Raw genomic sequence first — 14,003 nt, forward strand, 5'->3', positions numbered from 1 at the left:
GGAATATTTTAGGTCATGAAGTGATCTCTAGTCCAGCGCCCTATCTATCAGCTTAGGATTTTGGGTTTTAGAAGTTTTGGCACCCAACTCCTGTAGCTTTTGGGTTCTTCGCACTAAGTTTCCACTTCCGGCACTTAGCTTTTTCATAGACTCCTGATAAGTGTTTTGAACCGTTCCCAGCTGATTGCCCAGTTTTACTAAATCTTCAGAAAAGCCCACAAACTTGTCGTAAAGAGCTCCGGCTTGTCGTGCAATTTCCTCAGCATTTTTGTTTTGTAAATCCTGATTCCAGATGTAACTGATGGTGCGCAAAGTAGCCAACAAAGTAGTGGTGCTTACCAACACGATATTGCTTCTCAATGCCTTGTCATATAGTTCAGAATCTTCCTTGAGGGCCATAGTGAGAGCGGGCTCATTGGCCACAAACATCATCACATAATCAGGCTGTTTGATGTCGTAAAGGTTTTGGTAATTCTTATCACCCAAAAGTTTAATGTGACCTAAGATGGAATTTACGTGCTGCTTTAAAAACTGCTTCTTTTCAGCCTCATCTTCGGTGTCAAAATAATTGCTGTATGCGGTCAAAGAAACCTTGCTGTCCAGCACCAAATGCTTGTCATCCGGTAGATTTATGATGAAGTCCAATCGCTGATTAGCGCCTTCTTCATTCTTAAAGTTTTTCTCCTTGAAATAGTGAATGTCTTTTTGAAGTCCTGCTTTTTCAAGGATAGACTCAAGTTGCATTTCGCCCCAACCACCCTGCGCTTTGCTATCCCCTCTGAGGGCAAGCGAAAGGCTTTTGGCTTCATGTGTAATTTGCTGGTTGAGCTCGCGGAGGTTTTTCAATTGCTCATTGAGAGCCGCACCACGCTTTTCACCATCCATGTTACTTTGTTCCACTTTCTTCTGAAAATCGGTCAATTTTTCCCTTAAAGGGTTCAAAAGTGTGTCCAGGTTCTCTTTGTTCTGATCGGTGAACTTTTTGCTCTTTTCTTCCAGAATTTCGTTCGCCAGGTTTTTAAATTCAACCGAGAATTTCTGATTCAGCTTTTCAACTTCTGCTTTTTGCTCGGCCAGTTTTTCTGAAAGCGCATGGTATTCAGCTTCTCGCTTACTCAGCTCTGTGCTTAGGTGCAAAGTTTGCCTACGCTCATCCTCAAGTGAGGTTTTGGCTTGAGCCAAATTTTCACTCAGACTTTTATTGCGCTCTTCGGCTAAAGCAGCCGCATTTCGAAGTTCATTCGTTTCTTTACTATGAGCTGTTTCTGTATTTGCAACTTTGTTTTTAGAAAGTAACCAAGCGATAATTCCCCCAATAAGAAGACCAGCTATGAGCCAAATAATTTCCATAAATCTTATTTAAAAAAGTTGTCGTACAAGCCAAAGGCTCCGGTAATCAACATTTGCGCAGCCAATGATCCTACTATCAGCCCCATCAATCGGTTGAACACCTTAAGGCCATTTACGCCCAAGCGCCTTTTGATAAAGGGCATACGGCTAAGAATTAAAAAGTTGGCGAGTGAACAAATAATAATGGCAATAGCAACAGAGGTATAAGATTCCCAGCCCTTGTTAGTAATACTTAGGTTTATGAGAGTAGTGGCCAACCCAGGCCCGACTATTATAGGAATAGATAGCGGAACCATGCTAATGTCATTTTGCTGCTGGGCAGCTACGTGATCCGTAGACTGGTGATTACTCTTTTTACCATGACCCTGCACCATGTCAAAACCCATTACCAAAAGAATAATACCTCCAAATACCCTAAGTCCATCTGGCTGAATACCGAAGAAATTAAAGATATAGGTACCACTCAAAAATAGGATAAGCATGGCCAGAAAAACCGTTTTGCTGCTTTTTCCAGCTATGGTTTTAAACTCCTTTTTTGTGGTAGTATCATCTACTAGCGTCAGCATAATGGCCCCTGCTGAAAGAGGGTTCATAATGGTGAAAATAGAAATGGTATCTCCGAGAATGTTTTTTAGTAGATCAATCAAGTCGGTAAATTTTCATGCAAAATAACGGTTTCTAAGCTTTATCGTGAAGGAATGCCCACAGGAGATTCGAACAATAATTGGACTGAGACTTAAAAGGGGTTTTTTGGTAAATTGGCGAAAACCTTTTTTTCATGTTTCCCGATTTAATTCAAGCAGCGATTCCATTTTTTGTAGGCTTCATTTTATTGGAGATTATCATTTCCTCTTACATGAAAATTCACACCTATGAAACAAAGGATGCGTTGAGCAGTATTGCCATGGGGCTGGGAAATGTGTTTCTTGGAATCATCGGAAAAGTGTTGGTTTTTGGGGCTTATACCTTTGTTCATAAGTGGGCTATTTTTAATTTGGGCTACGTTTGGTGGGTTTGGATAATTGCTTTTTTTGCTGATGATATTAGCTACTATTGGTTTCACCGGACGAGCCACAATGTTCGTTTTTTTTGGGCAAGCCATGTGGTGCATCACTCTTCGCAGCGCTACAATTTAGCCACGGCTTTGCGCCAAACGTGGACAGGCAATTTTACCGGAAGTTTCATCTTTTGGCTTTGGATGCCTCTCATCGGTTTTGAACCTTTGATGATTGTTTTTCTGCAAAGTGTAAGCTTGCTCTATCAGTTTTGGATTCACACGGAAGTGATTAATAAAATGCCACGGTGGTTCGAATTTATCTTCAACACGCCTTCACATCATCGGGTGCACCACTCTTCAGATTTGAAATATTTGGATAAGAACCATGCAGGTATTTTGGTTATTTGGGACAGGATGTTTGGCACTTTTCAGGTGGAAGAGGAAAAGCCAAAGTATGGTTTGACTACCAATATCAATACGTTCAATCCTTTGCTAATCGCCACACACGAATGGATTGCCTTGGGCAAAGATGTGTGGCAACATCCTAAATATGGATTGCAATATACGTTTGGCCCACCGGGGTGGAGCCACGATGGAAGCCGGAAAACTACGGAGCAGTTGAGAGAGGAAGCTGAATCAAATACACCAAGGGTAACAAAAACTAAAGAGTCATCTTATGCTTAAACAAATACTTCTAGCGAGTTTTTTTCTTGCAGCTTTTATATCCGCAGGGCAGATTTCATCACGCTTGGAAAAGGAGATGAAAGAAGCTTCACGGGATTTTCTACCCGTAGTGGTTGAGTTTCGTACAACTGTGAATTGGAAACAGCTGGAAACTAAGTGTGAGGATAAAAATGTTTCAGATTGGCCAAAGTTGGTAAACCGGGCTTTGATGAGGCAAGCGGCCAATACGCAGTCTGAAGCATTAGAGTATTTGAATGAATTAAGTGCAGATCAGGTTAAAAGCATAAGCTCATTTTACATTGTAAATGTGATGATTTTGGAAGCTAAGCCGGATGTGATTTCTAAGCTTGCAGCCATACCTGATGTGGATTGGATAGATCTGGCTGATGATGAGTTTTTGATTCATGATCCGATTATACCTTCTAAAAAATCCACAGCAACTGTAAATGGCGTGGAGCCAGGTTTGGAGGCCATAAATGCTCCTGAAATGTGGAAGCTAGGTTACACCGGTCGTGGGAGGTTGCTTTACAATTACGATACTGGAGTTTGGGCCACGCACCCTGCCTTTAGCAATCGATTTTTAGGAAACTATAAGCCGCTTTCACAATCGTGGTATGGGCTAAAAAAGAATTATCCGGATGGGAGAATTAGCAATCACGGAACTCATACTTTGGGCACTATGGCAGGTTTGGACACCGCAACCAATGATACGATAGGCGTGGCTTTTGGCGCTTATTGGATGGCCAATGATTATGTGAATAGCACGGTAGCCACGCTTCCGCCCATTGCTGAAATGATTCAGGCGTTTGAGTGGGCGCTGAATCCTGATGGAGACACCAGCACAAGCGATGATGTACCGGATGTAATAAACAACAGCTGGCGCTGGCGCGATGATCCGGATACTGTGCAATGCGGTGGCTATGTGGTGCAGCTTATGAATGCTATTGAAGCCGCAGGAATTGCTAATGTTTTTTCGGGTGGAAATGCGGGGCCAAATAACTCTACCATCAGTGCACCGCAAAGAATTAACACCAACAAGACCAGTACTTTTTCGGTGGGAAGTGTGAATGGAAATCTCACTTTTCCGTTTCCCATCAGCAGCTTTTCTTCACGCGGGCCTACCCAATGTCCGGGTACCGGAAATCTAAAAATTCATCCAGAAGTGGTGGCGCCTGGGCAGGATGTTCGTTCGGCTTGGGGCACAGATGGCTATAATACCATTTCGGGAACCAGCATGGCTGCACCGCATGTTTCGGGTGCTGTGCTTTTGCTCAAGGAAGCTTTTCCACAGCTTAGTGGAACAGACTTACTGAATGCATTATATGTAACTGCCATTGATATGGGTACGATAGGTGAAGACAATACTTATGGTAATGGCTTGATAGATGTCCATGCAGCCTATCAACATTTGGCGCAAAGCCACACGCCTGTTGATCCCAAACAAGTGGACTGGGATATTGCTGTAAAAGGTATGATCTACTCACCAATAGATACCGCTGTAACGTGCTGGGATAATGTTTTTGATATAACTGTGACAGTAGAAAACCTTGGGGCGAATACCATTGATAGCTTCTACGTGAATTGTTGGTTGGATGGTGTCCCACTTTCATCAGTGCAGATTTCCGTTGTAGCCCCGCCTAATTTCACTACAGGTGAGGTATTTGGGTTTACATTTCCAATTCATATGAATGTCAATACCATGGGGGAGCATGAACTAAGGGCAAAAGTAGAACTTGATTTTCCGGAATATGACCTTATCAATAATGAAAGGATGGTGCACTTTAATAAGCGGAATAAGGAGAGCTTCCCTTTTGAAGAAGATTTTGAACAACAAAGCAGTTTTGATAACTGGTATGTAGAAGATGAAGATCTAGTGGCTACTTGGGAAACTACAGGTATTACAAATTGGACCGGAAACACGAAGGCGGTAGTTATCAAATATGCTGAGTACTTTCCACGCTCAAGTCAAAAGGATAGGCTGTGGAGCCCGGTGTTTGCCATGCCAAGTGGTGCGGCAGGTTTAGGTTTTGATTTGGCTTACCAGCAGCGAAATACCTTCTCGCTTTTTCAAGATACATTGAAGGTGTTAGCTTCTACGGATTGCGGTAAAACATTCCCTTATGTTCTATATGAAAAAAGTGATGCGGACCTAAATACTGTGGGAACAATAGGCTCGGATTATGTGCCTGCTGGCAGAAATGAATGGAGGCGTGAGTATGTGGATTTGTCATCTTTAGCAGGCCAGGAAGTCGTTCTTGCTTTTGAAGGAGTAAACCGTGGAGGCAATAATTTGTATTTGGACAACATCTCGATTTATCCAGGGTATTGGGATCCGGTTTCACTTGAGGAGTTAAACCAAAGTTCACTTAGTCTATACCCGAACCCTAGCAAGGAGCTCATTTATCTGAAATCATCAGAAAGCCCTTACAAACTGATTGAGGTTCAGATTCTTGACATGAAAGGGGTAAAGCAGTCACAAAAATTTACCTTAAATGAAGATGGAGTAGTTTATATAGAAAACCTGTCCAAAGGCCTATATATAATGAAGGTAGAGCAGGGTGGTGTTAGGAGTTTTTTAAGGTTTTTAAAAGAATAATTAATACCTAAATTATGCTCCTTTCGGATGGGTTTATAAGATTATGAAACATTTTTAAGTAACCTTTAAGTCAATAATTGTAGGAAATCGCTGAATAATTGAAAACGTTCTTTAACTCAGTTCGGAACTCTAAAGAAAAAGGAAGGAGAATAAAATGTATTTCGTCTGGTTACGTCTGTTTGTTCAGCCCAGAGTACTACACTATACCTTACTTTGCGCGGTGGTAGAAATGGTTATGCTAAGAGTAGGGTAAGTAGGGTGGTGCGGCTTGTTCAGTTGAGATTGTTTACTAATTAAGGTTTGAATTAGGAATTTTTCTTGTCTAGTTTCGGACAGTTTTATTAACCCATTTCTTAAAAATACACATCAAAATGAAGAATCTTTTACTGTATGTAAAAGACGCCTCTTTGTGGAATTACTTTTCGATTCATCCCTTTCGAAGTTTTGCCAAAAAAGGTGTCACAATCTCAGGGTCAGCAGTTTGGGCTGCTCTTTGCTTTTTAATTATTAACGCCACGGCAGTCGCCCAAGGCACCATTTCTACTCATGCGGTTTACCCCGATAACAATGGGTCATCGGCAGTTTCTTTTGAAATTGAGAGTACATCGCCTGTTAACATTACCGATATTTCTCATGTTTTTAACGCAACTACATCTTCATCCGAGGTTTGGATAAGAATTGGTGGTGTGGGAAGCCCAAATTCTGCAGGTGACCTGGAGGTAACAGCAGCCAATGGCTGGGTTTTAGACCAAACCGCTACTGTAAGTGGTGGCGGTGGGGCCAACAGTGCACCGGTTTCCTTACAAAACCTTACTGAAATTGCGATTCCTGCTAATACACCGGTTGGAGTGGTTATTACGGGAGGCATGCGCTATTCGGGGTCAAATGCAGCACCGCCCACGCCTACTGCATTTACCGATGGTCCTGTTACCTTACGCACCGGAGGTACCTGGGGGTATGGTGGAGCAATGTCCACTCTGACAAACAGTCCTCGTGGATTTCTAGGAACTGTAACTTACGAGCTAGGCGTAAAAGGAAACTGTGCCAATTCATTTACCAATTTTGTGATTGATAGCATTAGTGGAACTTCTGCTAAAATATCATGGTCTCCAGGTGCCGGCAATAGTTCTTTTTATCTTGAGTACGGTGCAACGGGCTTTACGCCTGGTACAGGAACTAAGGTTACGGGTGCATACCCCGGAGCACAACCTCCTGTTGTATTAAATGGTTTGACGCCTTCAACTGGTTATGACATTTATTTTGGAGAAATCTGTAACTCTGGTAGTGATAGTGTTTACTTTCCGACTCCACAACAGTTTAGTACTTCAAAAACCTGTTCGCCAGTATTAAATTTTAGCGCTTCAAACCTTACGAGCAGTAGTGCAGATTTTAGCTGGACGCATGCCAGTGCTGCCAGTGATTTTGATATTATTTATGGTACACCCGGGTTTGATCCAGCAAATGCTGGTACCACAGTAAATACTACATCTTCACCTTACACTTTGAGTAGCTTGTCTGGTAATACAGATTATGATGCATATATAGTTGCAGATTGTGGTGGTACTAGTGGACTAAGTGATACAACTGGTCCAATAAGCATTAAAACATTGTGTGGAACTTATAGCGCACCTTATTACAATGGTTTTGAAACAGATCCTCAGGATGCGCCACCAGTTTGTTGGAGCGAGTATGTTACCGGAACCAGCGCATTTGTAGAAGTTGAGGATTTTACAGGTGCTGCTGCCCCTTACGCTGGTAATCAGGCACTTTATTTATACAGTGGGTCTTCAAGCACCACACCAGGTACGGATACACTTATTGCAATTAGTCCACAGTTTTCGGACCTACCTACAGGAGATAAGCAAATTCGCTTTTATGCTAACGCAGATGATCCCGTAGATACATTGATTATAGGAACTATTCCTAACAAGATGCTAGGGGCACCTTTTACTCCTATTGATACTGTAACTTTTGCAACTCCGGATACTTATCAGGAAGTTATTCTGCAGTTGACTACAGCCAATGGGTATAATGGTACTGATGAATACATAGTATTTATGCATAATCTTGGAGGTACCTTTGATTATATCAGAATTGACGAATTTAATTATGAAACAATTCCAGCTTGCCCTAAAGTGAGTAATATATCCCTTACCGGAATCGGGGTAACGGACGCTAGTTTTACTTTTTCAGGATCTGGAAGTAGCTATGATGTTGAGTTTGGACCAACTGGCTTTACTCAGGGGACAGGTTGTACGGGTACTTTTGGTAGTAATAATATTACAATTGATAATACCACCAGCCCGGGATGTGCTACTCAATTAGGTGGAAATACAACTTATGATATTTACATAAGAAATAACTGTACTTCTGCTAGCAACGGTACGTCTATCTGGGAAGGGCCATTTACTTTTACCACCTTATGTGCACCATTTACTGCACCTTATTACAATGGTTTTGAAACAGACCCTCAGGATGCGCCACCAGTTTGCTGGGGCGAGTATGTAACAGGAACCAGTGCCTTCGTAGAAGTAGAGGACTTTACAGCAACTGCCGCGCCTTATGCTGGTAGTCAGGCACTTTATTTATACAGTGGATCTTCAAGTACTACACCCGGTAATGATACTCTTTTTGCTTATACACCTGCTTTTAGTGATCTTCCAGCAGGGGATAAGCGTATTCGCTTTTGGGCAAATTCTGATGCTTCTGCGGATAGACTTATTGTAGGTTCTGCTCCTGACCCTTATAGTGGTGTTATTAATTCGATAGATACTATAGTGTTTCCAACGGCTGACACCTACCAAAGGGTGATAGTAGAATTTACTGCAGCAAATGGTTATAACGGCACGGATCAATACATTGTATTAATGCATGATTTGGGTGTGACTACTGATTATATTAGAATTGACGAGTTTAATTATGAGCTAATACCTCCTTGTCAGGCACCATTTCAGAGTGATTTGGGTGTAGCGGCAATCACAGCTACTAGCGCTAAAACCTTTTGGGGAAGTACTTCTCAAGGAAGCAAAACTTATGTAGAAGTTGGGGCAACAGGTTTTGTTCCTGGAATAGGTAACCATACTGTACTTGATTCTGTAGCTGGTAACGTGGATACCCTTTTAGTAACAGGTCTTGCAGGTCAAACTACTTATGATTTCTATGTACAGGATAGTTGTCTGCCAGGCGGATTAAGTGGATGGGTAGGGCCTTTCACTTTTACTACTAAATGCGTACTTAGTCCTATTACATTACCAATGCATGATGGTTTTGAAACTTACACAGGTCCAATTTCTACTGACGATGAGTTTTATTGTGGTAATGGTTATTCTTGGACAGTAACAAGACCAGGAAATACTGGAGATATTTTATTTAGCTACACGCCTTCAACCGCTCCCTCTACACCTTATGCGGGAAGTCAGTCGGCCGGTTTTCAGTCACTGAGTTCTAGTGAAGCAATCTTCATGACGCTTACATCTGATTTATCTAATTATACTTCCTCACCTGGAGTGGAGTTGAGCTTTTATTGGGCGGAACATGCGGATGAAGTTAATCCTAATGATCGCGTTTGGGCAAGGGGTAGTGTTAATGACCCTTGGATAGAAATTTTAGATTGGAATGCGGCTAATTCTACCTCATGGGAATATTTCAGTATAGATTTAAAAGGTGCACTTACCACTGCCGGCCAGAGCCTTTCAACAAGTACGCAAGTACGATTTGGGCAGCAGGATAATGCTGCTTTGACTGGTGGAGATGGATTCAGTATTGATGAAGTAAGACTTACCGAATTAACCTGCTTGGATCCTACTAATCTTGTAGCTACTCATATCGGGTCTGGTGACGCATCTTTGCAATGGGACGGAAGTTCGAGTGCGGCTCTTGGTTATCAGGTATGGTACGGGCCTGTAGGGTTCTATCAGGGAACCTTGACAGTTGGAGGTACAAAAATGATATCATCAGGTGATAGTTCATATGTTTCTGGTTTTACACCACAAACGTGTTATGAGTACGTAGTTAGAGGTATTTGCTCAGCTGGAGACTCTTCTCAGTGGGTTGGTCCTTTTGCATTTTGTACTACATGTGTTAATCAACTTTCTGGAACTTATACCATAGGAGGTGCGGCCGGACCAAACAATTTCCCTACCTGGGATTCTGTGGCAACATCACTTAACGGTTGTGGAGTTTCGGGGCCAGTAGTATTTAATGTAGCACCAGGTACATATAATGAGCACATTACGCTAAATGATATTACAGGAGCTAGTGCTACTAATACTATCACCTTTAATGGTGGTGATACTTCTCTGGTAGAAATCACTCATACTTCTACTACTGATGAGCCAACTATTTACTTTAATGGTGCTGATTATGTAACCATCAAGAATATTACAGTAAGCAACAACAGTTCAAGCGATGCATGGGGACTTATGTTCCAAAATGGTTCGGATAACAATACCGTTGATAGTTGCCATATCAAAATGCCAGTGACAACGACTTTTGAAATAATGGGAATTGTAGCCAGTGCAAGCCTTAGTTCTGCAACAAGTACAGGAAACAACGCTAACAATCTTACAGTGAGTAACTGTATGATTACTGGTGGTGAAACAGGTATACACCTGGAAGGAACAACTACAGCTGCCAGTTATAACGCAGGTAATCAGATACTGAATAATATCTTCCGCTTCCAAGACGACCATGGTATAGAAGTGGACGGACAGGTAGGTTTGAAGATAATTGGAAATGACGTTGATAGTCTGGTTAATACTCAGGCTGAAGGAATCTACCTTCAGAATGTTGATGATTTTGTTCTAAATGAAAATCGTGTGATAGCCCCTGATTGGGCTGTTTATATCACGGATGGAAACGATGGCTTTACACCGTCTGCAAATTCTCAGATTGTAAACAACATGATTGTATCGTCTACTGATTATGGTATATATCTAAATGACTTTGAGAGCACAGATGTATTCCACAACTCCGTTGTGGGTGAACCTGCTTTGTTGATCAATGATCAAAGCAATGCTGTAGCAATTAAGAATAACATCTTCTATTCTACTGGAGATTATGCCTTCGAATCTTCGGATGCGCTTAATGCATCTGATGATATTGATTACAATTTGTATTACAGTGCAGGTACAGATGCTTTCGAAATTTTGTCAACCGTTTACACTGATCTTGCTGCATGGCAAGTAGGTGACGCAAGTCGCAATGTAAATTCACTAGAGGGTGATCCGGTTTTTGTAGATGCAGTTTTTGATCTACATGCATTGAGCAACCTACCAAATAATGTAGCTGATGGCAGTGTTGGTGTTACCACAGATATTGATGGTGATCCTAGATCTGCAACTACACCTGATATGGGAGCTGATGAATTTGTTCCAGTTTCAGGCGATTTGGCTTTGATTAATGGTGAGTTTATTAAAGGTTTGTGTCTTGGTACCAATGACTCGGTTATGATTCAAATCGAAAACTTGATTGGTAGCTCAGTGAATTTTGCGACAGATCCACTAACTGTAACTTATGATGTAACCGGAGCTGCAACGAGCTCAGGGACTATTGTAGTAAATACAGGTACTTTACCAACTGGAGATACAATTACAGTGTACGGTACAGGTATAGATTTATCAATTCCTGGAAACTATACCCTTAACGCGTATATTGACCCGAATGCTGTAAACACGCTGGCATTTAATGATACGTTAGTGCCTGCGGTAGATTTAGAGGTTGACTCAAACCTTACTGTTTCGCCTAAAAATGTAACATTACTTACAGCAACTGATTCAGTGGAAATTTGCGCCACATCAGCATTCTTTGGTGGTGGCAATGGCTTCTTTATATCAGAAATTTCTCATTACTATAATGGAGGTTTAAACCCAGGTACCAAACCCTCTTACCTTACCTCAGATGATTATATTGAGGTTACTGGGGTACCTGGCTCGGACATGGAAGGAATTACCCTCGAAATATATAGAGGTACAGGAGGTACTTTATTGAAGAGCTTTACATTCCCTGCAGGAACGGTTATAGGACCTAATGGTACTGCCATTATTATGACAGGGCAAACAGGTAAAGTTTCAGAACCGTCTAATTTCTTGTATGATGGTAGAGGAGGTAATACTACCACTATGGGTTCTGGAGATGATGCTGGTTATATTTTAAGAGAAGGATCAACCATTATTGACGCTGTAACTTATGATGCTTATACCTTCGATGCTTCTACTGGAGTAACGGCTGCGGACTGGACAGGTCAGGTTACAGGTACAAGTGGAACGGCAGGCATGAGATTAATAGCTGATGATAATAACACAGCTGCAAACTGGGCTGTGGTTACTACTACGGCTCCGCAGGATGCTCAGGTATTGAATTCGGGAGTTACTCTACCAGCACCTCCAGCGACCTCAGGTTTTATGTGGTCACTTAACGGTGTGCCGGTTGATACAGCAAGCTGCACTTTTGCAGGTCCGCACACCGTTGGTGGAACATATAACTATGTAGCGACTTATACCAATAGTTGTGGCACATTTACAGACACTGTTGTTGTAACTGTACCAAACTGTTTCTCACCAACGTCTTTTGAGGGTGGGTCTACTTCTACTTCATCAGTATTTGTGAAGTGGGATACTACAGCACTTGGTTCAGCTACTTACGAAGTGGAGTATGGTAATATAGGCTTTACCTTAGGAACAGGTACCAATGTGGCTCTGGCAGCAACAGATAGTACTGAAATTACAGGAATCGCTACCAACGTATGTTACGAGTATTATGTAAGAGCAGTTTGTAGCTCTTCAAGCCAAAGTCCTTGGGTTGGGCCAATACGTATATGTCCAGAGGTCGATCCTTGTGATCAACTAGATCAATATTCTACTGGTTTGGTTGATAATGGAGAGTCTGCACTGTTTATCGGCTGGCAAGGAAATGGTGGCGATGCTGCCATCTCAAATACCCGTTCTCAAAGTGCTTCAAATTCGCTTTGGATTCATGATGGTGGTACAAATGCAGCTTCGGATGTTGTAGCTTATTTTGATACTATCAGCACAGGAGCATGGAGTATTGACTTTAGCTTGTATGTAGAAAGCGGATCAGGTGGATACTATAATATTCAGCAAAACCATGATCCAACAGGAACAGACAACCAGTGGGCTGGGGATGTATATTTTGATACAAGTGGTACTGCTCATGTAGAAATTGACGCTGCAAATACCATTGCAGGTACCTTTACTTATAGTCAAGGACAGTGGATAAATATCAGTACTGTGATTGATCTAGACAATGATACTGTGTGGGTTGAGTATAATGGAAGTAGCACCGGAATTGGCTGGGCTTATTCTAACTATAACCCGGGCGAAGATTTGCAATTTAACGGTGTGAATTTCTACAGTGGTGTGCTTACAGGGCAGACTTATGATATAGATTATTACGTGGATGATTTCTGTGTAAATCCGTACATATATGCAAGTTGTCTGGCCCCAGGTCAGCTAGTAGCAAGCAACGAAGGTTGTGACTCTGTAGAGGTTAGTTGGAATTCAAACTCTGGAAACCAGAGCTCAATTATTGAGTATGGACCAACTGGATTTACTCCAGGTTCAGGAACGTATGTTTCGTTTGTAAATAGCCCTCAGATTATTTCAGGACTTACTCCCGGTACTACGTATGAGTTTTATGTAGCAGATACTTGTGGTACAACTGATACAAGTGCTTGGGCCGGGCCAATAAGCTTTACTACTGTTACCGGACCTATGCCTGTAGCTTCCTTTACTTATACAGTAAATGGTTTTGTAGTAGACTTTAACGCAGGGGCAAGTACTGGTGGAACTAGTTACGATTGGGACTTTGGTGATGGAAATAATGGAACTGGCGTAAATACCAATCATACGTATACAGCGGGAGGAACGCAGACTGTTACTCTTACTGTATCTAATGGTTGTGGTACGGATGACACCACTATTGTAATTTCTAGTATCAGTGTGTTTGAAAATGCATTGGGCCAAAGCTTAGAGATTTACCCTAACCCAACAAGTGGTGAGGTGAATGTAAGTTTCGATGCGTTTGATTCTGAAGAAGTAGTGATTCGTATACTTGATGTTTCTGGTAAGCAAATCATGTCTCAAACAGATAATAATGCTAATGGCAAGATGAACTACAGTTTAGACATCAGCCAATTGGCTGACGGTGTTTATATGTTGGAAGTTTCGGCAGGAACGCTTAAAACCAATAAACGATTGATAAAAAGATAAGTAGTCTTTTTAATTGATACTGAAAGCCACCTCGAAAGGGGTGGCTTTCTTTATTTTTAAAGGATAGGTAATGGCTTTAACATTCGACAAAAAGGATGGACTATAATTTCGGATAATTGCAGACGTTTCTATAATCAACTAACAAAAT

Annotated in this window: 5 protein-coding genes; 3 read left to right on the forward strand and 2 right to left on the reverse strand. The window is 41.7% G+C overall.

Going from position 1 to position 14,003, the window contains the following annotated elements:
- Positions 1 to 27: 27 nt before the first annotated feature.
- Together rmuC and OWEHO_RS12885 are read right to left on the reverse strand one after the other, a co-directional pair.
- Positions 28 to 1,350: a DNA recombination protein RmuC gene (gene rmuC / locus OWEHO_RS12880; protein WP_014202925.1), complete on the reverse strand. Its 1,323-nt coding sequence runs from the start codon at positions 1,348 to 1,350 to the stop codon at positions 28 to 30.
- A 5-nt stretch (positions 1,351 to 1,355) separates the two neighbouring features.
- Positions 1,356 to 1,997 carry a MarC family protein gene (locus OWEHO_RS12885; protein WP_014202926.1) on the reverse strand — a complete coding sequence of 214 codons (642 nt, stop codon included), beginning with the start codon at positions 1,995 to 1,997 and terminating at the stop codon, positions 1,356 to 1,358.
- A 131-nt stretch (positions 1,998 to 2,128) separates the two neighbouring features.
- Here OWEHO_RS12885 and OWEHO_RS12890 point away from each other — a divergent pair, with 131 nt between their 5' ends.
- The 3 genes from OWEHO_RS12890 (at position 2,129) to OWEHO_RS12900 (ending at position 13,855) form a co-directional block, all read left to right on the forward strand.
- Positions 2,129 to 3,031, forward strand: a complete 903-nt coding sequence (locus tag OWEHO_RS12890) for a sterol desaturase family protein (protein WP_014202927.1) — start codon at positions 2,129 to 2,131, stop codon at positions 3,029 to 3,031.
- Entirely contained in the window at positions 3,024 to 5,627 is a 2,604-nt protein-coding gene (locus tag OWEHO_RS12895) for a S8 family serine peptidase (protein WP_014202928.1), read from the forward strand. Before OWEHO_RS12890 ends, OWEHO_RS12895 begins: the two co-directional genes overlap by 8 nt.
- A 371-nt stretch (positions 5,628 to 5,998) precedes the next feature.
- On the forward strand, positions 5,999 to 13,855 hold the full coding sequence (locus OWEHO_RS12900; RefSeq protein ID WP_014202929.1) for a T9SS type A sorting domain-containing protein: 7,857 nt from the start codon (positions 5,999 to 6,001) through the stop codon (positions 13,853 to 13,855).
- The last annotated feature ends 148 nt before the right edge of the window (positions 13,856 to 14,003 follow it).

The sequence above is a fragment of the Owenweeksia hongkongensis DSM 17368 genome, assembly GCF_000236705.1.
Taxonomy (GTDB): domain Bacteria; phylum Bacteroidota; class Bacteroidia; order Flavobacteriales; family Schleiferiaceae; genus Owenweeksia; species Owenweeksia hongkongensis.

Bases quoted from the DNA above. Each gene is read 5' to 3' on its own strand.
- rmuC (WP_014202925.1), bottom strand. From the start codon at position 1,350: ATGGAAATTATTTGGCTCATAGCTGGTCTTCTTATTGGGGGAATTATC.
- OWEHO_RS12890 (WP_014202927.1), top strand. From the start codon at position 2,129: ATGTTTCCCGATTTAATTCAAGCAGCGATTCCATTTTTTGTAGGCTTC.
- OWEHO_RS12895 (WP_014202928.1), top strand. From the start codon at position 3,024: ATGCTTAAACAAATACTTCTAGCGAGTTTTTTTCTTGCAGCTTTTATA.
- OWEHO_RS12900 (WP_014202929.1), top strand. From the start codon at position 5,999: ATGAAGAATCTTTTACTGTATGTAAAAGACGCCTCTTTGTGGAATTAC.